Below are 24,224 nucleotides of genomic sequence, written 5' to 3' on the forward strand. Positions count from 1 at the left end.
CGGGCGCGCCCAAGTGGCATGGGCGACAGGATCATGCTGACCCAGCGTTCCCGCTATGCGCTTCGCGCGATGCTGTTTCTGGCCGAACAGCCGGCGGGCGAGGCGCCGATGCCGATGCACCGCATCGCCGCCGCCGCCAATGTACCCCGCAAGTTCCTCGAACTGATCCTCGCCGACCTGCGCGAGGCGGGGTTCCTGTCGTCGACGCGCGGCAAGGCCGGGGGCTATCACCTCGCCCGGCCGGCGCACCTGATTTCGCTGGGCGAGATCATACGCGTGATCGAAGGGCCGCTGGCGCTGGTGCCATGCGTCAGCCGCACCGCCTACCGCCCGTGCGGCGATTGCAAGGACGAGGCGAGCTGCGCCATCCGTCACGCGATGGCGCGGGTGCGCGACGAAACCGCGCGCATTCTGGACGGCACCAGCCTGGCGGCGGCTGCGGCGCAGGAACTGGCGGCGGCCTGACCAGAACGTCGTTCCAGCGCAGGCTGGAATCTTCCGGTGATAGCGCGCGGCAGGAGTCGCGGGAGACCCCAGCCTGCGCTGGGATGACGCTTAATCCAGCTTCTTCCCCGCCCGCAATTCGTCACGAATCTCGCGCAGTAGTGCGATTTCGGGCGGATCGGCGGCCGGCGGCACGTCGCCGGTCTTCTGTTCCTGATGCACCGTCGCGATCGCGCGGTTCACGAACTTCACCAGCAGGAACACGATGAAGGCGAGGATCACGAAATTGATCACCACGCTGACGAACTGACCATAGCCGAACAGCGGCACGCCGGCTTCTTTCAGCGCGGTATAGCTGTCGGGGCTGCCCTTGTAGGTCGCGGGAATCGGTCCGAGCTTGATGAAATAGCTGGAGAAATCGAACCCGCCGAACAGCCAGCCGATGACCGGCATGATCATGTCGTCGGTCAGCGATTTGGTGATCGTGCCGAACGCCGCGCCGATGATGACGCCGACCGCGAGGTCGAGCACGTTGCCGCGCGCGACGAAGGTGCGGAATTCCTTGAGCATGAGCCTGGTCCCTCCCGTCTCTGCTTGAGGGCGTCATATTGCTTCGATACGATGGCGCCAAGCAAGCATCGGGTGAAAGAAACATGCATATGCGGCGGGCGATGGTGGTTATGGCGGCGATGCCGCTGGCGGCGTGCGGCGTGAACAGCGTGCCGACCGCCGAGGAGAATGTGAACGCCAAATGGGGCGAGGTGCAGAACCAGTATCAGCGCCGCGCCGACCTGATCCCCAACCTCGTCGCCACCGTGAAGGGCTTTGCGGGGCAGGAGGAACGCGTGCTGACCCAGGTCACGCAGGCGCGTGCCGCAGCGACGTCGATCAATGTCACCACCAACGACCTGTCCGACCCCGCGACGTTCCAGCGGTTCCAGGCGGCGCAGAACCAGCTGACCCAGGCGCTGGGCCAGTTGCGCACCGTGGTCGAGGCGTATCCGCAGCTGACCAGCAACCAGAATTTCCTGTCGCTGCAATCGCAGCTGGAAGGGACCGAGAACCGCATCGCGATCGCAAGGCGCGATTACAACGAGGCGGTGCAGGCCTATAATACCCGCATCCGCACCTTCCCCGACGCGATCGGCGCGCGGGTCTTCTATGGCGCGAAACCCAAGCAGAGCTTCCAGGCGCAGGCCGGGTCCGAGGTCGCGCCGCAGGTCAATTTCGGCAACGCGAACTGAGGGCGCGCGCATGCGCCGCATCCTGCTCTGCCTGTGGATAAGCCTGTTCGCGCTGATCGCGGTGCCGGCGGGCGCGCAGAGTTTCCCCAAATTCACCGGGCTGGTGGTCGATGACGCGAACGTCCTGCCGGCGGAGACGCGCGCCGACCTCACGCAGAAATTGCAGGCTTTGCAACGGGATACCAAGCGCCAGTTCGTCGTCGCAACGATCGCCGACACGCAAGGGTTTCCGCTGGAGGACTATGGCTACCGGTTGGGCCGCGCATGGGGCGTCGGGCTGAAGGATGTGAACAACGGTGCGATCCTGTTCATCGCGCCGAACAATCCCGCCGGGCAGCGCGGACCACGGCTGGAGGTCGGCTATGGCCTCGAACCGATCCTGACCGATGCGATATCCAGCGCGATCATCCAGCAGCAGATGATGCCGAAGTTGAAGGCTGGCGACATAGCGGGGGCGATGACGGCGGGCGCCGATGCGGTGGTCGCGCAGCTGCGCCTCAGCCCCGAGGAAGCGCAGGCGCGCGTCGACGCGGCGGCGGCGGCGTTCGACCGGGGACGGCGCCAGCGGACATCGGGATCGGATGGCGGCGCGGTGATCGGCATCGTCTTCTTCGTCGGCATAGGGTTGTTGATCTTCGGCGTTATCGCCCTGTCCAGCCGGCGGCGGCGTGGTGGCCCATGGGGCCAGCGCCACCGCAGCAGCACGGCCGGCGATGTCGCGCAGGTCGTGCTGTGGTCGATCGCCGACGAACTCGCCCGCAGCGCGACGCGCGGCGGCGGGGGCTGGTCCGGTGGTTCGTCCCGCGGCAGTTCGGGTGGCGGCTGGAGCGGCGGCGGCTTCACCGGGGGCGGCGGCGGATCGTTCGGCGGTGGCGGCGCGTCGGGGAATTGGTGATGCAGCTGACCGACGTCGATCGCACCCGCATCCGCGACGCGGTCGCCACGGCCGAGGCGGCGACCGCTGGCGAGATCGTCGTCGTGCTCGCCCGGCGGTCGGATGCCTATCACGATGTCGGGCTGCATGTCGCAGTGCTGGCGATGCTGCTGGTGCTGGCCGCGACCGCGCTGTGGCCGGGCTGGCTGCTGGCGGTGCATGGGCTGGTCGAGCCATGGGGCGAGGCGCCCTCGCCGCGCTTCCTGCTGGCGACGACCGGATGGGTGATGGCCGCGACGTTCCTGATCGTGCGCTATGGCTGTGCGTGGACGCCGCTGCGCATGGCGTTGACCCCGGCGGCGACCAAGGCGCGGCGGGTCCATGCCCGCGCGCTGCTGTTGTTCCGCGCCGCCGCCGAGCGCCGCACCGTCGCGGCGACCGGCGTGCTGCTATACCTGTCGCTTGACGAACATCGTGCCGAACTGATCGCCGAGGCCGCGATCCACGACCGGGTGGCGCCCGCCATCTGGGGCGATGCGCTGGCGGCGTTGCTGGTGGCACTGAAGCAGGATCGCCCTGCCGATGGCATCGTCACCGCGGTCGGCGCGATCGGCGCGGTACTGGCCGAGCATTTTCCACGAGGAGCTGCCCCGATGAACGAACTGCCCGACCGGTTGATCGAACTATGATCGACGCTGATGCCCCCGAAGAGGTGATGTGGGCGGGCCGCTTCATCACCGCGAAGAAGCGTGGCCGCTGGGAATATGTCGGGCGCGCCAACGGGATCGGCGCGGCGGTGATCGTCGCGATCGATGACGGTCATGTGCTGCTGGTCGAGCAGTATCGCGTGCCGCTGGGGCGCAACTGCATCGAGCTGCCGGCCGGGCTGGTCGGGGACGATGCGGAAGGCGAGGCCGCGGCGGTGGCGGCGACGCGCGAGTTGGAAGAGGAAACCGGCTATCGCGCGGGGTCGATGGTGTCGCTGGGCGAATATCATTCGTCGCCGGGGATGGTGTCGGAGAGTTTTACGCTGTTTCGTGCCGGGGCGTTGGAGAAGGTCGGTGACGGTGGCGGGGTGCCGGGGGAGGATATTGTCGTCCACCGGGTTGCGCTGGCGGAGGTGGCCGGGTTCGTGGCCGGGCAGCGGGCGGCGGGTAAGGCGGTCGATGTGAAACTGTTGCTGTTGTTGGCGCCGGTGTTGTTGGGGTGAGGACTTATCCGCGACCTCTCCCGTCACCCTGGGTCAAGCCCGGGGTGACGGGTGGGATAGGTTGCTTACCCATGCGACGTTTGCACTGCTCCTACCCTCTGCGCCACGACCTCCCGTTGCTCCCTCCTCCTTCCGTTTGCCCGCCCCCTTCCGTTTGCTTCGAGCGCAGGCTCGAGCTTGTCGAGAACCATAGTCGAGAAGGGCGTGCCCCAAACAGGGAGTTCTCGACGGACGCTTCTCGACTTCGCTCGAAGCTGCTCGAACCGAACGGGGATAGTTGGGGGAAGGGGACTACCCCTTGTGGGTGCCGCTGGGGCTCGCACTGGGCGTCGGTACCGGCACGCGGCACGGCACGATCGCCTTTGGCTCCGGGCGCGGCCCTACCGGCGTGAACATCGCGGTATAGCCGCCGGCCGAGGGCATGGGCTGCAGTTCGACCAGACGATAGCCGACCGCCTCGAACTCGCATTTCAGCAGCGCGGGTGGGGTGCCGTGGTTCTGGGTGCGGCGGTCGGCGTCGACCACCACCACGCGACCGCCGGGGCGCAACGACGGGCGCAGGTTCCACAGGAACGCGTAAGGCTCGGCGATCTCGTGGTACATGTGCACCATCAGCACCCGGTCGAAGCTGTTCGCCGGCAGCTTCGCATCGTCGGGCTCGCCCAGCCGCACGCTGACATTGTCGAGCCGTTCGCGCGCGACGCGTTGCGCCAGTGCGTCGCGGATCTGGGGAATGATGTCCTCGGCCAGCACGCGGCCGTCGTCGCCGACGCGCTGCGCCAAGCGGATGGTGTAATAGCCCTCGCCCGCGCCGATATCGGCGACGGTCATGCCGGGCGCGATGCCGGCCTTGTCCATCACCAGTTCGGCTTCGTTCAGCCGGTCGCGCGATTCCTCGGTCGACCAGCGCGCCGACACGATCGTCGCCACCGGCCGGTCGGCCTTGGGAAACACCGGTTTGCTCTCGCCATGCGCATTGGCGACCGATCCCGGCTGCGTCGCATCGCAGCCGGTCAGCATCAGCAGCACCATGGGCAAAGCGTAGCGCATCTCAGTCGACATCCTCGACATCGACCGCTTCGCCGGTCACACGCTGCGACAGGGCGGCGGCCATGAACGGGTCGAGCGCACCGTCCAGTACGTCGCCGGGCGCGGTCGAGACGACGCCGGTGCGCAGGTCCTTCACCATCTGATACGGTTGCAGCACGTAGGACCGGATCTGGTGACCCCAGCCGATATCGGTCTTGGTCGCGTTCTCGGCATTGGCCTCCGCCTCGCGGATCGCCAGTTCGCGCTCGTACAGGCGGGCGCGCAGCTGGTTATAGGCTTCGGCCTTGTTCTTGTGCTGCGAACGCTGGTTCTGGCACTGCACCACGATCCCGGTCGGAATGTGGGTGATACGCACCGCCGAATCGGTCGTGTTGATGTGCTGCCCGCCGGCACCCGACGCGCGGTAGGTGTCGATGCGCAGGTCGCTTTCGTTATACTCGACCTCGATATTGTCGTCGATCACCGGATAGACCCAGATCGACGCGAACGAGGTGTGGCGGCGTGCGGCGCTGTCATAGGGGCTGATGCGGACGAGGCGGTGGACGCCGCCCTCGGTCTTGGCGAAGCCATAGGCGTTCTCGCCCTTGATCAGCAGCGTCGCCGACTTGATGCCGGCCTGTTCGCCCGAATGCTGGTCGACCAGTTCGACCTTCATGCCGCGGCGTTCGGCCCAGCGGGTGTACATGCGTTGCAGCATGCCGGCCCAGTCCTGGCTCTCGGTCCCGCCGGCGCCGGCGTTGATCTCGATATAGGTGTCGTTGCCATCGGCTTCGCCCGACAGCAGCGCCTGCACCTTGTCGTGATCGGCACGCTTCGCCAGTTCGGCGAGGCCCGCGACGCCTTCCTCGGCCATCTCGGTATCGCCTTCCTCGTCGGCCATCTCGATCAGCTCGACGGTGTCGGACAGCTCGCGTTCGATGGTGCGGGTGGCGGTGATCGCCTCGTCCAGCCGGCGGCGTTCGCGCATCACTTCCTGCGCGGCCTTGGGATCGTTCCACAATGCCTGGTCCTCGACGCGCGCGTTCAGCTCGTCGAGCCGGCGCAGCGCGCGGTCCCAGTCGAGGAAGCGGCGCAGCAGCGCGAGGGCATCGTTGATCTTGTCTACATGAGCTTGCGCTTCGGCGCGCATGGGGAAAACTCCGGGAAAGGCTGGGTACAGGGGATGCCGCCGATATAGGGCGCGCGCTAGTAGATTCCCCCTTCGCGTTGCAAGAAGTCGCTGTCGCGCGGTTGCGCCTGCTGTTGGGTCGGCGCGACGCGGGTCGGGTCGCGGGTGACGGGGGCGCGCGCCTCGCCGAGGCGCCCGGTGGCACGGCGCGCCTCGGTCTCGGGCTTGAACGCTTCCCAGATGATCGCCGCCTTGGGATCGGTCGTCGGCCAGCCGCCATAGACCGGGCGGCCGCTGGCGCGGTCGATGCGGACCATGCGGATGCCGGCGGGGGCGCGGAACGGCAGCACCTCCATGTCCTTATACGCCTTCACTGCGAAGCTCTTGTAGATCGGCGCGGCGATCGTGCCGCCCTGCGCATAGCCGCCGAGGTTGCGGGGCGTGTCGAAGCCCAGATAGAGCCCGGCGATCATCTGCGGCGTGCCGCCGACGAACCAGACGTCGGTCGGACCGGTCGAGGTGCCGGTCTTGCCCATGATCGGCCGGTTCAGATCGCGCAGTGTGGTGGCGGTGCCGCGCTGGATCACGCCTTCCATGATATGCACCATCTGGTAGGCGCTCATCGCGTCCATGACCTGCCGCGACTTGATCTGCGGACGCGGCATCGGCTTGCCGTCCCAATCGGGCGCGTTGCAGCCATCGCAGGCACGCCAGTTCTGCGGCAGGATCACCTTGCCGCGGCGGTCCTGCACGAAATCGATCACCGTGGGCTTCAGCTCGCGGCCCTGGTTGGCGAGGATCGAATAGGCGTTGACCATGCGCATGACCGTCGTCTCGCCCGCGCCCAGCGCATAGGAGAGGTACGGCGGAAACTTCTCGTCGCTGACGCCGACACGCTGGATCAGGTCGTTGACCTTGTCCATGCCGGTCTGTGCCGCCGCGCGCACCGTCATCAGGTTGCGCGACTGTTCGACGCCCCAGCGCATGGTGTGCGGCCCGGCGCCGCCGCCGCCGAAGTTGCGGAAGCATTTCTGGCCCAGCCGACCGCCCTGATTCACGCAGAACGGGCCGTCGACGATGATCGAGGCCGGGGTCATCCCCGCCTCCAGCGCGGCGGCATAGACGATCGGCTTGATCGTCGATCCGGGCTGGCGCATCGCCTGCGTCGCGCGGTTGAACGACTGGATACGGCTGTCGAACCCGCCCTGCATGGCGAGGATGCGGCCGGTGCGCGGGTCTTCGACGACCATGCCGCCCGACACGCGCGGGACCGAGCGCAATGCCCAGTCGCTGCCTGCGGGCGCGACCGCGACGATGTCGCCGGGTTCGAGCGCGGCATAGGCGGTACCGCCCTGCCCCCGCACCGGCATTACCGCATTGCCGCGCGGCAACGTACCCGTGCGACCGTCGGCAAAGCCGAGCTGCGCCTCGCCACCCGATCTGGAAATGACGATCGCCGCCTGCCAGTCCTGGTAATCGATCGCGATATTGGTGTTGAGCAGCGCGGACTGCCAATTGTCTCCGTCGATCGTCGCCCGCGGCTTGTTGAGCGGGCCCGACCAGCCACGCCCCGAATCGAAGCGGATCAACCCCGAACGCAGCGCGTCCTGCGCGTCCTGCTGGATTTTCGGGTCGAGCGAGGTGCGCACCCACAGCCCGCCGGCATAGACGCTGTACGGGCCGTCCTTGGCATTCTCACCGAATGCCCCAAGCAGCTGGCGGCGGACTTCCTCAATGAAATAGCCGCCCGCCGTTTCCTGGCGCGGGGTCTGGCGCGGGATGGTGCCGAGCGGTTGGGCGACCGCTGCCGCACGCTGGGCAGGCGTGATGAAGCCGTTGCGCTCCATTTCGCCCAGCACCCAGTTGCGCCGGGTGATCGCGCGGTCATAACCACGTTCGGGCGTATAATTGGATGGCCCCTTGGGCAGGATCGCCAGATACGCCATTTGCGGCAGCGTCAGCTCGCGCAGTTCCTTGCCGAAATAGGCATGGCTCGCCGCCTCCACGCCGAACGCGTTGCGGCCGAGCGCGATCTGGTTGAGATAGAGTTCGAGAATCTGCTGTTTGGTCAGCGCATTCTCGATGCGATAGGCGAGCAGCGCTTCCTTCGCCTTGCGGACATAGCTGACCTCGTTGGTCAGCAGCAGGTTCTTCGCCACCTGTTGCGTGATCGTCGACGCGCCGATCGGGCGACCGTCGCGCGTCAGGTTGGTGAACATCGCCGCGGCGATGCCGGGATAGTCGACGCCGTGATGTTCGAAGAACGTCCGGTCCTCGGCCGCGAGGAACGCGCGGACCAGCAACGGCGGATATTCGGCATAGGACAGCTGCACGCGGCGTTCGCGGGCATAGCTGTGGATCGGATCGCCCTCGATCCCGCGGACATTGGTCGGCAGCGGCGGTTCGTACGCGCGTAGCGAATCGACCGACGGCAGCGTGCGCCACAACAGCAGCCAGATCAGAAAGACGCCGATCCCGGCGAGCAACAGCGCGAAGGCGGGCAAGCGGAACCACCACCGCCGCCGGATACGGGCGAAACGGGCCCGCCAGCTTGTCCGGGCAGCGGCGTCAGGGGTGGCTTCGGTGTCGGATACGCTCATCGCCCGCGCGGTTTAGCAGGTTTGGGCGTGGGGGAAAGCGGGGCGTGATGCCGGCGCCCGGCAACCCCTTACGTCATCCCAGCGAAGGCTGGGATCTCCCGGTTATGGCGCGCAGCAGGAGCCGAGGAAGGCCCCAGCCTGCGCTGGGGCGACGCGCGTGGAAAGGAAGCAGGAAGGGCAACGGGTCGGCCGAAGCCTACCGCCCCACCCCATCCGCCGCCAGCGCGTCGGCCAGCAGCGCACGGACGGCGCGCAGTTCGGTAATGCGCGCGGCCCGACGCGGCGCAGGGGCGACCGGCAACGGCGCCTTCGCCTCCTGTGCCAGCAATTGCTGCACGCCGCGCACGGTATAGCCCTGTTCGCCGAGCAGGCTGTGGATACGGCGCAACAGCGCGACATCCTCCGGCCGGTAATGGCGGCGGTCGCCGGCGCGGGTCAGCGGGCGGATCTGCGGGAAGCGCCCTTCCCAATAGCGCAGCCGGTGCTGCGGCACCCCCAGGTCGCGCGCGACCTCCCCGATCGTGCGATAGGCGGTCAGCGCCTTGTCGACCGGGGGCGCCAAGAAGCGGTCAGTCCGCCGCGACGATGCGATCGCGCATCATCTGGCTGGCGCGGAAGGTCAGCACGCGGCGCGGGGCGATCGGTACCTCGATCCCGGTCTTGGGATTGCGGCCGATGCGCTCGCCCTTGTCGCGCAGCACGAAGCTGCCGAAGCCCGAAATCTTGACGTTCTGCCCTTCGGACAGCGATTCGCACATTGCGCCGAGAATCTGTTCGACGACGCGCGCCGAATCGGCGCGCGACAGGCCGATCTCACGGTGCATTTCCTCGGCGAGGTCTGCGCGAGTCAGCGTGCCATCGGTAGCCATCGGTGTTCGTTCCTCTTTCGAAATGTTCCGGGCCGATAGCATGGCGTATACGGAGTTTCAAAAATACGAAAGGATTACCAACGCACTACGGCGGCGCCCCACGTAAATCCGCCGCCCATCGCCTCCAGCACGACCAGATCGCCGCGCTTGATCCGGCCGTCCTTGACCGCGACGTCCAGCGCGAGCGGGACCGACGCGGCGGAGGTGTTGGCATGGCGATCGACGGTGACGACCACCTTTTCGGGTGCGAGGCCCAGCTTGCGCGCGGTCGCATCAAGGATGCGGGCGTTGGCCTGATGCGGCACGACCCAGTCGACGTCTTCGGCGCTGAGACCGGCGAGGGTCAGCGATTCGCCCATTACGGCGGCAAGGTTCACCACCGCGTGGCGGAACACTTCCTTGCCCTTCATCCGCAGCTTGCCGACGGTGCCGGTGGTCGAGGGACCGCCATCGACATAGAGCAGCCCGTTGTGGCGGCCATCGGCGTGCAGGCGGGTCGACAGGATACCGCGACCGTCCGGTTCCTCGGTCGCCTCCAGCACGATCGCGCCGGCACCGTCGCCGAACAGGACGCAGGTGGTGCGATCTTCCCAGTCGAGGATGCGGCTGAAGGTTTCGGCACCGATCACCAGCGCGCGGCGGTGGACCCCGGCGCGCAGCATCGAATCGGCGACCTGCACCGCGTAGAGGAAGCCCGAGCAGACCGCCGCCACGTCGAACGCGACGCAGTCGTTGATGCCGAGCGCCGCCTGCACCTTGGTCGCGGTGGCGGGAAAGGTCTGGTCGGGGGTCGCGGTCGCCAGCACGATCAGGTCGATCTGGCCCGCGTCGAGCCCGGCGGCGGCGATCGCTTCGCGCGCGGCATCGGCGGCGAGCGTCGCGGTCGTCTCGTGCGGAGCGGCGATGTGGCGGAAACGGATGCCGGTCCGCTCGACGATCCATTCGTCGGAAGTGTCGACGCGTTCGGCCAGCTCGGCGTTCGAGACGCGGTTGGCGGGCAGCGCCGATCCGGTACCGGTGACGACCGCGCGGATCATGCCGCCTGCGCCTCGATACCCGCCAGATCGCTGGCGATGCTGCGGGTCAGGTCGTCGCGCACCATCTTCGCCGCGACCTGGATCGCGTTCGAGATGCCGGCCGCATTGGCGCTGCCATGGCTCTTCACCACCAGCCCGTTGAGGCCGAGAAATACCGCGCCGTTATGGTTGTTGGGATCGAGATGGTGGCGCAGCAATTCGGTGGCGGGGCGCGAGATCAGGAAGCCGATCTTGCTGCGCACCGACGAGCGGAACGCGCGCTTGAGCAGATCAGCGACGAAGCGTGCCGTCCCCTCCGCCGTCTTGAGCGCGATATTGCCCGAAAAGCCGTCACACACGACGACGTCGACCTGTCCGCGCGACAGGCGATCGCCCTCGATATAGCCCGAAAAGGTCATCGGCAGGTGGGGCGAGGCGCGCAGCGTCGCCGCCGCTTCCCGCACGCTGTCGATGCCCTTCAGCTCTTCGGTGCCGATGTTCAGCAGCGCGACGCGGGGGCTTTCGAGGTCGAGGGCGGTGCGGGCATAGGCCGCGCCCATCACCGCGAACTGGACGAGGTTGCGCGCGTCGCACTCGGCATTGGCGCCGAGGTCGAGCATCACCAGGTCGTTGTCGCCGAGGCTGGGGAGCAACGCCGCCAGCGCCGGGCGGTCGATGCCCGGCATGGTGCGCAGCGACAGCTTGGCCATCGCCATCAGCGCGCCGGTATTGCCCGCCGAAACCGCCGCGGCGGCGCGCCCCTGTTTCACCAGGTTGATGGCGACGCCCATCGACGTCACCTTCGCCCTGCGGATCGCCTGGCTGGGCTTGTCCGACGAACCGACGACCTCTGGCGCGTGGACGATTTCCGACGCGGCGCTGAGGTTGGGGTGCGATTCCAGGCCGGCGCGAATCGCAGCCTCGTCACCGACCAGCAGGAAGCGCATCGATTCGTGGCGTCGCCGGGCATGGGCGACGCCCGCCAGCATGGTGGCAAGCCCTTCGTCACCGCCCATCGCGTCGATGGCGATCCAGGACCCGTCAGCCATGCGTGCTTCCCTGTCCGGTTGAGCGGATTACGCTTCGACCGAGACGACTTCGCGACCGTTATAGTGGCCGCAGGCGTTGCACAGGTTGTGCGGACGCTTCAGTTCGCCGCAGTTCGGGCATTCCTGGAACGACTCGATGCTCAGCGAATCGTGGCTGCGACGCATACCGCGCTTCGAGGGCGAGGTCTTTCTCTTGGGAACTGCCATTTCGGCACCTTTATCACTTGAATAGCATGGTGTCGCCACCAACTGCCGACGCGGCCCAGGCAAGTGCCGGACCGTTTGCGCGACCGACGACCCGCCGGACCGGCAAACAGGCTGGTCGCGAAGCGAAAAGCGCCTATAGCGTTTTCACGTAGGGTTGCAAGCTTTGGGTTGCTCGCAAACGACGCACCTTCTTGTCGTATCCCGCGCAGGCGGGGATCCAAAGCGTCGAACGCTGCCGTCGCCCTGCCTGACCCGGGATCCCCGCCTGCGCGGGGATACGGATGGGTCCTTAATGCCCCAGCACCTTGTCCCCCACAAAGGGATTGGTCGCCCGTTCGTGACCGAAGGTACTGCCCGGACCATGACCCGGCACGAACGCGACGTCGTCGCCCAGCGGCCACAGCTTGGTCACGACCGATGTGAGCAATGCCTGATGATCCGACAGCGGGAAGTCGGTGCGGCCAACCGATCCCTGGAACAACACGTCGCCGACCAGCGCGAATCGGGCGGCTTCGTGGAAGAAGATGACGTGGCCGGGCGTGTGGCCGGGCGTTTCGTAGACCGACAGCGTCGCCTCGCCCACGGTCACCGTGTCGCCTTCGACCAGCCACCGGTCGGGTTCGAACGGTACGCCGCGCAGGCCCCAGCGCTTGCCGTCCTCGTCCAGCCGCGCGATCCAGAAGCGATCGGCCTCGTGCGGCCCCTCGATCGGCACGCCCAGCTGCTCGGCGAGCGGCTTGGCCTCGCCGCAATGGTCGATATGACCGTGGGTCAGGAGGATTTTCTCGATCGTCACCCCCTGCTGTTCGGCCGCGGCGAGCAGGCGCGGCAGGTCGCCGCCAGGATCGACGAACGCGCCGCGCATCGTCTTCGTGCACCATAGCAACGTGCAATTCTGTTGCAGCGGAGTCACCGGGATGATCGCCGCGCGGATCGGGGATGGAGTCATGCCGCCCGCCTTACTGCTTAATGGCGTGTACACAAAGCAGCGTAAGAATGGTTGCCCCGCGCGCGCGCAACCGGCAAGCGTGGACGATGCTCGACCCGACGCGGCCCTTCGTACTGCTCGACGATGCCCGGCCGGGGGGACGCGCGCGGCTGTACCGGGCACCGGTCCGCGTGATCCGCGCCGACACGGTGGGTGCCGTGCCGGGTGCGCTGGGCGCACTGGCGCAGGCGGTCGCCGCGGGTGCGGCGGTGGCGGGCTATCTGAGCTATGAGGCGGGGGCGGCGCTGGTGCCGGGCGTGCCGGTGCGCGATACGGGTGCGCCGTTGCTGTGGTTCGGGGTATTCGGGGGGAGCGAGCGCGTCGACGTTGCAGCGCTGTTGCCCGACCCGGCCGGTGCGTGGATCGGGGCGGTCGCGCCCGATATCGATCGCGACAGCTATGCCGCGCGGTGCAGCGACATCCTCGAACTGATCGCGTCGGGCGATATCTATCAGGCGAACCTGACCTTCGCCGCGCGGGTGCCGGTGGCCGGCGATCCGCTGGCGCTGTACGCCGCGATCCGGCCGCAGGCGGCGGCGGGGCATGGCGCGGTGGTGTGGACCGGCAGCGACTGGCTGTTGTCGTTCTCGCCCGAACTGTTCTTCGCGGTCGAGGGCGGGCGGATCATCGCACGGCCGATGAAGGGCACCGCGACGCGCGACCCCGATCCCGCACGCGACCGCGCGGCGGCCGACGCGCTGGCGAACGATCCGAAGCAGCGCGCCGAAAACCTGATGATCGTCGATCTGATGCGCAACGACCTGTCGCGCGTCGGCGTGCCGGGAAGCGTGCAGGTGCCCGAGCGGTTCGTCGTCGAAACCTATCCTAGCATCCACCAGCTGGTGTCGTCGGTGACCGCCGAACTGCTGCCCGGCACGACCGCGGTCGATGCGCTGGCGGCGCTGTTTCCGTGCGGATCGATCACCGGCGCGCCCAAACGGCGCGCGATGGAGGCGATCGACGCGGTCGAGGGGCGCGCGCGCGGCATCTATACCGGGACGATCGGCGCGATCGATGCTGGCGGCGATGCGACGTTCAACGTCGCGATCCGCACACTGCACCTGCCCGCCGGTGGTCCCCACGCGACGCTGGGGCTGGGATCGGGGGTCGTCGCCGATTCGCAACCGCAGGTGGAATGGCACGAATGCCTGGCAAAGGCCCGCTTCCTCGAGGTGCCGCAGCGCCGGTTCGACCTGGTCGAGACGATGGCGTTCGATCCGATCGCCGGCATCGCGCTGCTCGAACGGCATCTGGCGCGGATGACCGAGAGCGCCCGCGCGCTGGGGTTCGCGTTCGATCGCCATGCGACGCGCAATGAATTGCAGGCGGCGACCTTTCGGTTGCGGGAGGCTTCGCGGGTACGACTGCTGCTGTCGGTGTCGGGCGCGATCGCGGTCGACGTCACGCCGCTGCCGACGCCGCCCGCCGGGCCGGTCGACGTGGCGGTCGCCCCGCTGCTGGTGTCGCCGCACGACCTGCGGCTCAGCCACAAGACCAGCGACCGCCGCTTCTGGCCCGCACCGCCGCCGGGCTGTTTCGAGACGATCTTCGTCGGTGCCGACGGAGAAGTGACTGAGGGCAGCTTCACCTCGGTCTTCGTCGGCGCCGGGGCGCAGTTGCTGACCCCGCCGCTCGACCGCGGCCTGTTGCCGGGCGTCCTGCGCAGCGAGCTGATCGCACGGGGCGAGGCAGTCGAGATGCCGCTGAAACTCAGCGATCTCGCGCAAGGATTTTACGTCGGCAATGCGGTTCGCGGATTGATTCGTGCGCGCTTGGTTGCGGATGCGAACATAGGGGGGTAAGGGCGCGTCCACCTGTTCCTTCTCAGCATCGGACGTCCCATGAAGCCCTCCGCCGCGCTCGACCGCATCAATCCCTCGCCGACCCTCGCCATCACGTCGAAGGTGCTCGAGCTGAAGCGGCAGGGCGTCGACGTGATCGGGCTGGGCGCGGGCGAACCCGATTTCGACACGCCCGATTTCGTGAAGGACGCCGCGATCGAGGCAATCCACGCCGGCAAGACCAAATACACCAATGTCGACGGCACTGCCGAACTGAAGGACGCGATCACCGCGAAGTTCAAGCGCGATAACGGCCTGACCTATGCCGCGAACCAGATCAGCGTGAATGTCGGCGGCAAGCACACGCTGTTCAATGCACTGGTCGCAACGGTCGATGCCGGCGACGAGGTGATCGTGCCTGCGCCCTATTGGGTAAGCTACCCCGATGTCGTGCAGTTCGCCGGCGGCACCCCGGTGTTCGTCGCGGCGGGCGCCGACCAGAATTACAAGATCACGCCTGAGCAGCTCGATGCCGCGATCACCGAGCGGACCAAGTGGGTCATCCTCAATTCGCCGTCGAACCCGACCGGTGCGGGCTATACCCGCGCCGAGCTGCGCGAACTGGGCAAGGTGCTGGAACGGCATCCGCATGTCTGGATCTTCGCCGACGATATGTACGAGCATATCGTCTATCCGGGGTTCGAGTTCGCCACGATCGCCGAGGTGAACCCGACGCTGTACGACCGGACCCTCACCGTAAACGGCTGTTCGAAGGCCTATGCGATGACCGGCTGGCGCATCGGCTATGCCGGCGGCGCGGCGTGGCTGATCAAGGCGATCGCCAAGCTCCAGTCGCAATCGACCAGCAACCCGTGTTCGATCGCGCAGGCCGCCGCCGTCGCCGCGCTGAACGGCGACCAGTCGTTCCTGGCAGAGCGTAACGCGGCGTTCCAGCGTCGCCGCGACATGGTGGTCGCCGAACTCAATGCCATCGATGCCGTCACCTGCCCGACGCCCGAAGGCGCCTTCTATGTCTATCCCGACATTTCCGGAGTGATCGGCAAGGCGACGCCGGCGGGGCAGCGGATCGCGACCGACGAGGATTTCGTCGGCTATCTGCTGGAGGATGCGCGCGTCGCCGCGGTGCAGGGTGCGGCGTTCGGCCTGTCGCCGGCGATGCGCATCAGTTACGCGACGTCGGACGATCTGTTGCGCGAAGCGTGCGCCCGCATCCGAACCGCGTGCGACGCGCTAAAGTAATCCTTTCGTCGCAACGGACTATTAGGGCCTCGTTCCTATCACGGCATTGGTCGCGATAGAGAAGACATGCTGCTCGATATTTCTACCCTGTACGCCATGGTCGCGTTGTGTTCGGTCGTTGCCGGAATCGTGCATCTTGCCGCGGCGGTCGGCGGCCGCTTCGGCAGCTGGGCGAACTGGTGGGGCGGCGGGCATATATTGCTGGGGCTGAGCGCGGTAATGCCGCTGGCGCGCGGCATGGGCATCCCGATGCTGGTCCCGGTCGGCAATACCGTCGCGGTACTGAGCTATACCGGCATCTATATCGGCATGCGGCGCTTTGCCGATCCGCGGGCGGACATCGGGGTCTGGATCGCGGTTGCCGCGGTCCTGGCGGTGCCGATGCTGCTGTGGAGCGATCCGGCGGGCATGGGCGGGCGGATCGCCTATCTCAACGTCGTGCGATCGATGTTCGACGTGGCGACCGTCGTCGTCGCGATCCGCATCGCCAAGCGCGAATCGCTGCGCACCGGGTGGATCGTCGCGGTCATGTTCGCGCTGACCGTGCCGATGTTTATCGGCCGCGCGTGGCTGGCGCTGACCGGCCATATTGGTACCAACCCGACCGGGTTGCAGGGCGGGCCGGCGGCGTGGCTGGCGGCCGGCGCCGTCGCCTTCATCATGTTCCGCGGCTTTTCGCTGCTGACGATGGACGCCGAACGGGGCGAGCGGCGGCTGGAAATGCTTGCCGAGCGCGACGCGCTGACCGGGGCGGGGAACCGTACCGCATTCGAACGCGCGCGCGGCGGCTGGCGCGGCGACGGCGCGGTGCTGATGATCGACCTGAACCGGTTCAAGGCGCTGAACGATCGCCACGGCCATGCGGTGGGCGACGCCGCGCTGTGCATCGCCACCCGTGCTGCAGTGGCGTCGGTGCCGATGACGGGGCGGGTGTTCCGCTGGGGCGGGGACGAGTTCGTCTGCGTCCTGCCCGGCACCGGCGCACGGGAGGCGGCGGCCATCGCCAAGGGCATTGCCGGCAAATTCGCGGAAGGTACCGGCGCGTTGCTCGGTACCGGGATGGCGGCGACGCTCAGCATCGGGTGGACGCTGGGGCCGCTCGCCGATGTCGAAGCGCTGATCGCCGACGCCGACGAGCGCATGTATGCCGACAAGCAACGGGGCCGCGCAACGGATGCGCAACGCAGCGTTGCCGAAACCGCACCCCTCACCTACTTGATTTCGCAGTCGCAACATGGTTGAGGCTGTGCGCACGATGAACGGGCGCGCCAGCGTCGGTTCAGCCCCAGACACTATATCTTGCCATCGACGAACGGGCCGTGCGGTCCGTTCGATGCCGCGAACCATCCGGGGGAGCGGCCGGGCAAGAGGATGAGACAGATGACCCAGAAGCGCACCGGTTTCCTTCGCCATTTCGTCAGCGGTTTCGCGCTGGGTGCCGTCGCGCTGGTCGCGGTGCAGGTGGCGGATCGCAGCGATGCGAAGTCGGTCCGTCCCGCACCGGCGACGATCGAACGCATCGGCTGATCTGGCGGCGTCCGCGTCGAACCCCCATCTTGGTTCCCGGCATAGCGTTAGGAACCGCCCCATGAAATTCCTGCTCCCCGTCGCAATCGCCGCCATCGGCGTGGCCGCGCTGTCGATCCCCCCGGCCACCGCCGAACGCGCGGTGCCGATCCCGACCATCGCCAGCGACGTACCCCCCACCCCCGGCCTCGCCACCGCCGTGCTGGCCGGTGGCTGCTTCTGGGGGATGGAAGCGGTGTTCGAACGGGTGAAGGGCGTGAAGTCGGTCGTCAGTGGCTATGCCGGCGGCGCTCAGGCCACCGCGACCTACGACCAGGTATCGACCGAACGCACCGGCCATGCCGAGGCGATCCGCATCACCTACGACCCGCGCGTCGTCAGCTATGGCACGCTGCTGCGACTCTATTTCTCGGTCGCGCACGATCCGACGCAGGTCGATGGCCAGTATCCCGACCGCGGGCCCAGTTATCGCTCGGCGATCTTCGCGCAGAACGGCGCGCAGGCGCTGACCGCCCGGCGCTATGTCGCGCAATTGACGCGGGCGAAGGCGTTCCCGAAGCCGATCGCGACGAAGATCGAAACCGGCGCCTTCTATCCGGCGGAGACCTATCATCAGGACTTCGCGCGGAAGAACCCGTCGCATCCCTATATCGTGCGGTGGGACAAGCCGAAGGTCGCGGCGGCGAAGGCAGCGTATCCGGGGTTGGTCGGGTAGAAGAAGATTCGTTTTCGCGCCTCCGCGCGATCCACTTTTCCTCTTACAGCAGCCCCAGAGCCATCAGCTCGCCGATCAACCGCGGCGGCAGTGCATCCGCACCGGTGCCCTCCCCACCCAGATCGGCCGGCGCATCCGCCGCCTCCAGATAGCGCCAGCCCTGATGCGCGCGCTTCGGGCGTGCCTCGACCAGCACCAGCCTGGGTCCCAGATGGATCGCGACGCGTCCGCCCTCCGCCTCGCCGAAGCCGAGGATCGGGGAGCGCGCCACCAGCCGGTGCTTGAGTATCCAGAACAGCGAACCGCCCTCGATCTCGGCGGCACGTTTCGGCAGGTAGCGGGTCGTCAGGAACCCGCCTTCGGCATGGCGCGCGGCCAGCCGCTCGGCCAGTTGCTCGACCGATTCGATGGCAAAGGCGACTTTGGTGAGATGCAGCGGCACGCTCCCCAGATGGGAAGCATGGCGTGCCGGCTCAAGCGGTTAGCCCGCTGACGGTTGCAAGCCCGAGAAAGACGAGGAATCCCATCGAATCGGTGGTCATCGTGACGAAGATCGACGACGCCACCGCCGGATCGGCATTGTAGCGATCGAGCGTCAGCGGCACGAACACCCCGGCGAACCCGGCGATGACGACGTTCAGCAGCATCGCGGTGCCGATTACCGCGCCCAGTTGTGGGTTGCCGAACCACAAGGTCACCCCGGTGCCGATCAGCGCGGCGACGGTCGCGCCGTTCATCAGGGCGATGATCATCTCGCGCCGGATCGCGCGCAGGGTGTTCGATTGCGTCAGCTGGTTGGTGGCGAGCGCGCGGACGGTCACCGCCATCGTCTGCGTGCCGGCATTGCCGCCCAGCCCCGCGACGATCGGCATCAGTGCCGCCAGCGTCACCATCCGGTCGATCGTCGCCCCGAACATGCCGATGATCGTTGCGGGCAGCAGCGCGGTGATCAGGTTGGTGATCAGCCAGCGCACCCGCGCCTTGTACGAATCGCGGATCGGTTCGTTGATGTCGCCTTCGCCCGCACCCGACAGCAACAGCGCATCTTCGCCCGCTTCGGCCTGGATGATGTGGACGACGTCGTCGACGGTAATCATCCCGACCAGCCGCCCGCTACCGTCGACGACCGCGGCGGAGATCAGCGCATATTTCTGGAAGCGCAGCGCGACTTCTTCCTGGTCCATGTCGACCGGGATCAGCGTCTGTTCGCGCGCCATCACGTCGCCGATCGCGACCGATCGCGGCGTGCGGAGAATCCACGACAGCTGGCAGGTGCCGACCGGCTTGTGCGCCGGATCGACCACGAAGATTTCCCAGAAATCAGTCGTCAGCACTTCGTCGGCGCGCAGATAGTCGAGCGCGTCGCCGACGGTCCAATGCTCGGGCACCGCGACCAGCTCGCGCTGCATCAGGCGGCCAGCGGATTCCTCGGGGTAGGACAGCGCCTCCTCGATCGCGGCGCGATCGTCGGGGTCGAGCGCGCGCAGCACCGCGCGCTGATCGGCATCGTCCAAGTCCTCGATGATCGCAACCGCGTCGTCGGTGTCGAGCTGCGCGGCGAGATCGGCGACTTGGGTGGCGGTCAGCGCGTCGATCACCGCCTCGCGCACCCAGTCGTTCATCTCGGCCAGAACGTCGCCGTTCAGTCGTTCGGCGATCGCCGCCGCCAGTGCCGCCCGTTGTTCGCCGGGCACCAGTTCGAACAGGTCGGCAAGGTCGGCGGGATGGAGCGGTTCGACCAGCTCGCGCGCCGCCTCGTCATCGCCGCGATCCACCGCTTCGCACACGGCACGGACGAATTCGGGCTTCAGCCGGTCGTCCTCGTCCAGTTCGCTGGTATCGTCGGGAAGGTCGAGTTCGGTCATGGTCGCAACCCTCCTGTCGCGTGTGGTTCCGCCCGCTGTAACCATGCTGCACCGCCGTGCCAACGGTCGTGCGGTTGCCCTTGGCACTGCAAGCCCCTAGCTAGGCGCCAGTTTCAAGGAGCAGATAATGGCCGATACCCCCAGCACGCTCGTGATGACGCTCGATACCGGCGAAGTCCGCATCAAGCTGCGCCCCGACCTTGCGCCCAACCACGTTCAGCAGATCGTCAAGCTGGCCGATTCGGGCTTTTATGACGGCGTGCCGTTCCACCGGGTGATCGACGGCTTCATGGCGCAGGGCGGCGACGGCGGTCGCGGCGATGGCACCGGCGGGTCGAAGGAACCGAACCTCAAGCAGGAATTCAACGCCGAGCCGCACGTCCGTGGCGTATGCTCGATGGCGCGGACGCAGGACCCGAATTCGGCCAACAGCCAGTTCTTCATCTGCCTCGACGATGCGACTTTCCTCGACCGCCAGTATACGGTGTGGGGCGTGGTCGAGAGCGGCATGGACGCCGTCGACGCGCTGCCCAAGGGCGAGCCGCCGCGTAACCCGGGCAAGATCGTGACCGCGCGTTCGGAAGCGTAAAGCCGGCCTGTCGTCATTCCCGCGCAGGCGGGAATCCATAGACGCTGAGGTTTCGGTGCAATCGCCGACGTCAGCGTCAATGGACCCCCGCCGGCGCGGGGGTGACGATTGGGTTTGAGACCCCGCCTCCCCCCGTCCGTCATCCCGGCCGAGGCCCGGATCCGTGGATAGGGGAACGGCCGCGATCCATCGCCAACACCCTACACAATCGATTCCGGCCTTCGCCGGAATGACGGGTGGCTGTCCTACTCCGCCGGCGCGCCGAGCGCGGCGACCAGCCAGTCGTGGAACAGTTTTACCGGCCGCTGCTGCAACATGCGCGGGCGGCATACGAACCAGTGGCTGTAGGTCGAATCGACCGCACGATCGAACAGCGGCACCAGCCGGTCGTCGCGCGCGGTTTCGAAATGCGATTCGAGCATGAAGGCGATGCCGAGCCCCTGTGCCGCCGCCTCCAGCATCAGCGTGCCCGAATCGAACCGGTCGGTCGCGGCGGGTTCGAGGTCGGGGAACCCGGCCGCATGCATCCAGTCGGCGAAGGTATCGGGCATGTCGCGGTGGATCAGCGCGGTGTGTTGCGCGATCTGTGCCGGATCGGTGATCGGCTGGCGATCGATCAGCGCGCGCCCGGCAATCGCATAGACCCGGTTGCGGTCGAGCCGCCGGGCATAAAGCGCGGGATCGATCGCATGGTCGAGCACGATCGCCACATCGATCCCCTCGCCCAGCCGCCCCAGCCCGTGATGCGCGGTGTCGAAATCGAGGTGCAGTTCGGGATGCCGTTCTTTCAGGTCACCCATCCGTGGCATCAGCCGCTGGATCGCGAACAGCGGCAGCACGCCCAGCCGCAGCCGCAGCACCTCAACCGCGCCAGACATCTGCTCGACCGCGTCGGACAGCGTATCGAGCGCCCCCGACAGCAGCGACAACAGCCGTTCGCCATCGGCGTTGAGTTTCAGCGCCTGATGCCGGCGTTCGAACAGCGGCTTGCCGATGAAGCGCTCCATTGCCTGCACCCGCCGGCTGAGCGCGGGGGACGACAGCGCCAGTTCGTCGGCGGCGAGCTTGACCGAACCGAGCCGGGCGACGTGGACGAAGGCCTCGATCGCGGTGAGGGGGGGAAGGCGACGCATCCGATACCTTAAACCTTCGTTGCGGTGCGGTACACGCTGCACTGCGTTGGTCACACATGCAACCATCCTGCTCTGCGGTGCGTGCAATTTATGCAAGCTGAATTGATTTGTTCGCACTTGCACAAAAACACGCCGCACTGCACACAGGGCGTGCCTTTCAGGCATCCTCTCCTAAAAACTTTCCGGCCGGTCGTTTCGATCGGCCTTTTTTTTCGCCTTGTTGCCAGCAACCCGCGCCTTATCTCCGCCGTTCGGACACGTTCCAGCAGGACGGAATTTTGATGGCGGATAGCGAAACAGGCGGACGGCGGTTGCAAGTGGCGAATGCCCGGCCCGAAGACAGCGGACGCGGCATTGCCCACCTCCCCCGATCGGTCATGGCGCTGCTTGGCATCAACGAGGGCGACGTCGTCGAGATCATCGGCAAGAAGACGACACCGGCGCGCGCCATCGCGCCTTATCCGGAGGACGAGGGACTCGACATCGTCCGCATCGACGGGTTGCAGCGCGCCAATGCCGGTGTCGGATCGGGCGATCAGGTAGAGGTGCGCAAGACCGAATCGCGTCCCGCCACCCGCGTCGTCTTCGCCCCCGCGCAACAGAATCTGCGGCTGCAGGGCTCGGCCAATGCCTTGAAGCGTACCTTTTTCGGGCGCCCGCTATGCCAGGGCGATATCGTCGCCACGACCGGGCATCAGCGCGTCGACGACCTGTCGCCCAATGTCCGCCGCTATGTGAACGCCCCGGCATTCTCGTTGCAGGAAATCCGCCTCGCGGTGGTGTCGGCGGCGCCCAAGGGCGTCGTGCATATCGACGAATCGACCGAGATCGAGTTGCGGTCGGAATATGAGGAACCGCGCGAATCACGCCGTGCCGACGTCACCTATGACGATATCGGTGGCATGGGGCAGACGATCGACCAGCTTCGCGAGATGGTCGAGTTGCCGCTGCGTTATCCCGAACTGTTCCAGCGCCTTGGCGTCGATCCGCCCAAGGGGGTGTTGCTGCATGGGCCGCCCGGCACCGGCAAGACGCGCCTCGCCCGTGCCGTCGCCAACGAATCGGACGCGGAGTTCTTCCTGATCAACGGTCCCGAGATTATGGGATCGGCGTATGGCGAATCGGAAAAGCGCCTGCGCGAGGTGTTCGAGGAAGCGACCAAGGCTTCGCCGTCGATCGTGTTCATCGACGAGATCGATTCGATCGCGCCCAAACGCGGGCAGGTGTCGGGCGAAGCCGAGAAGCGGCTGGTCGCGCAGTTGCTGACGCTGATGGACGGGCTGGAGTCGCGCGCCAATATCGTCGTCATCGCCGCGACCAACCGGCCCGAGGCGATCGACGAGGCACTGCGCCGCCCCGGCCGGTTCGACCGCGAGATCGTGGTCGGCGTGCCCGACGAGCGCGGGCGGCGCGAAATCCTCGGTATCCATACCCGCGGCATGCCGCTGGCCGACGATGTCGAACTCGCCGAACTGTCGCGCACGACCTATGGCTTTGTCGGCGCGGACCTGGCGGCGCTGACCCGCGAGGCGGCGATCGAGGCGGTGCGGCGGATCATGCCGCGCATCGACCTGTCCGAAGGGACGATCCCACAGGACGTACTCGACAGCCTGTCGGTGACGCGCGACGATTTCCTCGAAGCGTTGAAGCGCGTGCAGCCGAGCGCGATGCGCGAAGTGATGGTGCAGGCGCCGACCGTCCGCTGGGACGATGTCGGTGGGCTGGACGATGCGCAGATGCGGTTGAAGGAAGGTGTCGAGCTGCCGCTCAAGTCGCCCGAATCCTTCCGTCGGCTGGGCATTCGCCCGGCCAAGGGCTTCCTGCTCTACGGCCCGCCCGGTACCGGCAAGACGCTGCTGGCGAAGGCGGTCGCGCGCGAGGCGGAGGCGAACTTCATCGCCACCAAGTCGAGCGACCTGCTGTCGAAATGGTATGGCGAAAGCGAACAGCAGATCGCCCGCCTGTTCGCGCGCGCCCGGCAAGTGGCGCCGACGGTCATCTTCATTGACGAACTCGATTCGCTGGTGCCCGCGCGTGGCGGTGGCCTTGGCGAGCCGCAGGTGACCGAACGTGTGGTCAATACCATCCTCGCCGAGATGGACGGACTGGAGGAACTGCAGTCGGTCGTGGTGATCGGCGCGACCAACCGACCGAACATGGTCGACCCTGCGCTGCTGCGGCCGGGCCGGTTCGACGAGCTGATCTATGTCGGCGTGCCCGACCGGGCCGGACGCGCCCGTATCCTCGGCATCCAGACGCAGAAGATGCCGCTGGCCGACGATGTCGACCTCGACGTCATCGCCGGGCGGACCGAACGGTTCACCGGTGCCGATCTGGAGGACGTGGTCCGCCGCGCCGGCCTGTTCGCGCTGCGGGAGTCGCTCGATACGCGGCAGGTCACGATGGCGCATTTCGAAGCGGCGCTGGGCGACTCCCGCGCGTCGGTGACGGCCGAGATGGAGGAGGAGTATCGCGCCATGTCTTCGCGGCTGAAACAGGATGCCCTGTCGATCCAGCCGCTGGGCTTCATTACGCCCGGCATGGTCGAGGGGCGCGGGCCGAAGGGGTAGCGCGCGACACCGTCCTTTCGGCGCAGGCAGAAATCCGCTGCGCCGGAAGGACGAAGAGGTGTCGGGCGTACCGTTCCCCCCCATGCGACGGACTGCAACTGTTCGGCTTGCAAGTTCGTTGCGCT

25 protein-coding genes are annotated in these 24,224 nt (G+C 67.2%); 12 read left to right on the forward strand and 13 right to left on the reverse strand.

From position 1 onward, the window contains the following. Nucleotides 1-33: 33 nt before the first annotated feature. Nucleotides 34-465 (forward strand): RrF2 family transcriptional regulator, encoded by a 432-nt coding sequence (locus MF610_RS10440; protein ID WP_125657827.1) that lies wholly within the window; start codon nt 34-36, stop codon nt 463-465. A 90-nt stretch (nt 466-555) separates the two neighbouring features. Here MF610_RS10440 and mscL read toward each other — a convergent pair whose 3' ends face one another. Further along, nucleotides 556-1,014, reverse strand: a complete 459-nt coding sequence (gene mscL, locus MF610_RS10445; protein ID WP_242195977.1) for a large conductance mechanosensitive channel protein MscL — start codon at nt 1,012-1,014, stop codon at nt 556-558. An 83-nt stretch (nt 1,015-1,097) separates the two neighbouring features. On the opposite strand from mscL, the gene MF610_RS10450 reads away from it, so the two are divergent. The 4 genes from MF610_RS10450 to MF610_RS10465 are packed head-to-tail and all read left to right on the forward strand — an operon-like array spanning nt 1,098 to nt 3,772. Continuing rightward, nucleotides 1,098-1,688, forward strand: coding sequence for a LemA family protein (locus tag MF610_RS10450; protein ID WP_242195980.1), 591 nt, complete (start codon nt 1,098-1,100; stop codon nt 1,686-1,688). A gap of 10 nt (nt 1,689-1,698) precedes the next feature. Beyond that, nucleotides 1,699-2,583, forward strand: a complete 885-nt coding sequence (locus MF610_RS10455) for a TPM domain-containing protein (protein WP_242195983.1) — start codon at nt 1,699-1,701, stop codon at nt 2,581-2,583. After that, nucleotides 2,583-3,251 carry a TPM domain-containing protein gene (locus tag MF610_RS10460; protein WP_242195987.1) on the forward strand — a complete coding sequence of 223 codons (669 nt, stop codon included), beginning with the start codon at nt 2,583-2,585 and terminating at the stop codon, nt 3,249-3,251. The genes MF610_RS10455 and MF610_RS10460 overlap by 1 nt, the downstream gene beginning before the upstream one ends. Then, on the forward strand, nt 3,248-3,772 hold the full coding sequence (locus tag MF610_RS10465) for an NUDIX hydrolase (RefSeq protein ID WP_242195990.1): 525 nt from the start codon (nt 3,248-3,250) through the stop codon (nt 3,770-3,772). The genes MF610_RS10460 and MF610_RS10465 overlap by 4 nt, the downstream gene beginning before the upstream one ends. Before the next feature lie 291 nt (nt 3,773-4,063). Here MF610_RS10465 and MF610_RS10470 read toward each other — a convergent pair whose 3' ends face one another. The 9 genes from MF610_RS10470 to MF610_RS10510 all read right to left on the reverse strand — a co-directional run bounded on the left by MF610_RS10470 (nt 4,064) and on the right by MF610_RS10510 (nt 12,620). Next, nucleotides 4,064-4,834 (reverse strand): class I SAM-dependent methyltransferase, encoded by a 771-nt coding sequence (locus tag MF610_RS10470; protein WP_242195993.1) that lies wholly within the window; start codon nt 4,832-4,834, stop codon nt 4,064-4,066. Then, complete coding sequence (gene prfB / locus MF610_RS10475) at nt 4,824-5,951, reverse strand: peptide chain release factor 2 (protein ID WP_242195995.1); 1,128 nt, start codon at nt 5,949-5,951, stop codon at nt 4,824-4,826. Before prfB ends, MF610_RS10470 begins: the two co-directional genes overlap by 11 nt. A 56-nt stretch (nt 5,952-6,007) precedes the next feature. Next, a complete protein-coding gene (locus MF610_RS10480) occupies nt 6,008-8,530 on the reverse strand; it encodes a penicillin-binding protein 1A (RefSeq protein WP_242195998.1) in 2,523 nt (840 codons plus the stop codon). A gap of 196 nt (nt 8,531-8,726) precedes the next feature. Beyond that, the gene (locus MF610_RS10485; RefSeq protein WP_242196001.1) at nt 8,727-9,092 is read right to left on the reverse strand and encodes a MerR family transcriptional regulator; all 366 of its coding nucleotides are present in this window, start codon (nt 9,090-9,092) and stop codon (nt 8,727-8,729) included. 7 nt (nt 9,093-9,099) lie between these two features. Beyond that, nucleotides 9,100-9,399, reverse strand: coding sequence for an integration host factor subunit alpha (locus tag MF610_RS10490; RefSeq protein WP_242196005.1), 300 nt, complete (start codon nt 9,397-9,399; stop codon nt 9,100-9,102). A 74-nt stretch (nt 9,400-9,473) separates the two neighbouring features. Continuing rightward, on the reverse strand, nt 9,474-10,436 hold the full coding sequence (locus MF610_RS10495; protein ID WP_242196008.1) for a beta-ketoacyl-ACP synthase III: 963 nt from the start codon (nt 10,434-10,436) through the stop codon (nt 9,474-9,476). Further along, the gene (plsX, locus tag MF610_RS10500; RefSeq protein ID WP_125657622.1) at nt 10,433-11,464 is read right to left on the reverse strand and encodes a phosphate acyltransferase PlsX; all 1,032 of its coding nucleotides are present in this window, start codon (nt 11,462-11,464) and stop codon (nt 10,433-10,435) included. The genes MF610_RS10495 and plsX overlap by 4 nt, the downstream gene beginning before the upstream one ends. Before the next feature lie 27 nt (nt 11,465-11,491). Next, nucleotides 11,492-11,671, reverse strand: coding sequence for a 50S ribosomal protein L32 (rpmF, locus tag MF610_RS10505; protein ID WP_242196011.1), 180 nt, complete (start codon nt 11,669-11,671; stop codon nt 11,492-11,494). A 289-nt stretch (nt 11,672-11,960) separates the two neighbouring features. Further along, nucleotides 11,961-12,620 (reverse strand): MBL fold metallo-hydrolase, encoded by a 660-nt coding sequence (locus MF610_RS10510; protein WP_242196014.1) that lies wholly within the window; start codon nt 12,618-12,620, stop codon nt 11,961-11,963. A gap of 47 nt (nt 12,621-12,667) precedes the next feature. Here MF610_RS10510 and pabB point away from each other — a divergent pair, with 47 nt between their 5' ends. From pabB to msrA, 5 genes are all read left to right on the forward strand, one after another. After that, on the forward strand, nt 12,668-14,461 hold the full coding sequence (gene pabB, locus MF610_RS10515) for an aminodeoxychorismate synthase component I (protein WP_242196017.1): 1,794 nt from the start codon (nt 12,668-12,670) through the stop codon (nt 14,459-14,461). Nucleotides 14,462-14,500: 39 nt separating this feature from the next. Beyond that, nucleotides 14,501-15,700: a pyridoxal phosphate-dependent aminotransferase gene (locus MF610_RS10520; RefSeq protein WP_242196021.1), complete on the forward strand. Its 1,200-nt coding sequence runs from the start codon at nt 14,501-14,503 to the stop codon at nt 15,698-15,700. 66 nt (nt 15,701-15,766) lie between these two features. Then, entirely contained in the window at nt 15,767-16,942 is a 1,176-nt protein-coding gene (locus MF610_RS10525) for a GGDEF domain-containing protein (protein ID WP_242196024.1), read from the forward strand. 138 nt (nt 16,943-17,080) lie between these two features. After that, the gene (locus MF610_RS10530; protein ID WP_242196028.1) at nt 17,081-17,227 is read left to right on the forward strand and encodes a hypothetical protein; all 147 of its coding nucleotides are present in this window, start codon (nt 17,081-17,083) and stop codon (nt 17,225-17,227) included. 61 nt (nt 17,228-17,288) lie between these two features. After that, nucleotides 17,289-17,942 carry a peptide-methionine (S)-S-oxide reductase MsrA gene (gene msrA / locus MF610_RS10535; RefSeq protein WP_242196032.1) on the forward strand — a complete coding sequence of 218 codons (654 nt, stop codon included), beginning with the start codon at nt 17,289-17,291 and terminating at the stop codon, nt 17,940-17,942. Nucleotides 17,943-17,985: 43 nt separating this feature from the next. Here msrA and MF610_RS10540 read toward each other — a convergent pair whose 3' ends face one another. Both MF610_RS10540 and mgtE read right to left on the reverse strand, forming a co-directional pair. Continuing rightward, a complete protein-coding gene (locus tag MF610_RS10540) occupies nt 17,986-18,384 on the reverse strand; it encodes a DUF1489 family protein (RefSeq protein ID WP_242196035.1) in 399 nt (132 codons plus the stop codon). 31 nt (nt 18,385-18,415) lie between these two features. After that, the gene (mgtE, locus tag MF610_RS10545) at nt 18,416-19,807 is read right to left on the reverse strand and encodes a magnesium transporter (protein WP_242196039.1); all 1,392 of its coding nucleotides are present in this window, start codon (nt 19,805-19,807) and stop codon (nt 18,416-18,418) included. Nucleotides 19,808-19,934: 127 nt separating this feature from the next. Between mgtE and MF610_RS10550 the strand changes: the two genes are divergently transcribed. After that, nucleotides 19,935-20,396, forward strand: coding sequence for a peptidylprolyl isomerase (locus MF610_RS10550; RefSeq protein WP_242196043.1), 462 nt, complete (start codon nt 19,935-19,937; stop codon nt 20,394-20,396). A 245-nt stretch (nt 20,397-20,641) separates the two neighbouring features. Here the strand turns inward: MF610_RS10550 and MF610_RS10555 are convergent, their stop codons facing one another. Beyond that, entirely contained in the window at nt 20,642-21,529 is an 888-nt protein-coding gene (locus MF610_RS10555) for a LysR substrate-binding domain-containing protein (protein WP_242196045.1), read from the reverse strand. Nucleotides 21,530-21,810: 281 nt separating this feature from the next. On the opposite strand from MF610_RS10555, the gene MF610_RS10560 reads away from it, so the two are divergent. Continuing rightward, on the forward strand, nt 21,811-24,099 hold the full coding sequence (locus MF610_RS10560) for a CDC48 family AAA ATPase (RefSeq protein WP_242196048.1): 2,289 nt from the start codon (nt 21,811-21,813) through the stop codon (nt 24,097-24,099). The last annotated feature ends 125 nt before the right edge of the window (nt 24,100-24,224 follow it).

The organism is Sphingomonas hankookensis, assembly GCF_022664465.1.
Classification (GTDB): domain Bacteria; phylum Pseudomonadota; class Alphaproteobacteria; order Sphingomonadales; family Sphingomonadaceae; genus Sphingomonas; species Sphingomonas hankookensis.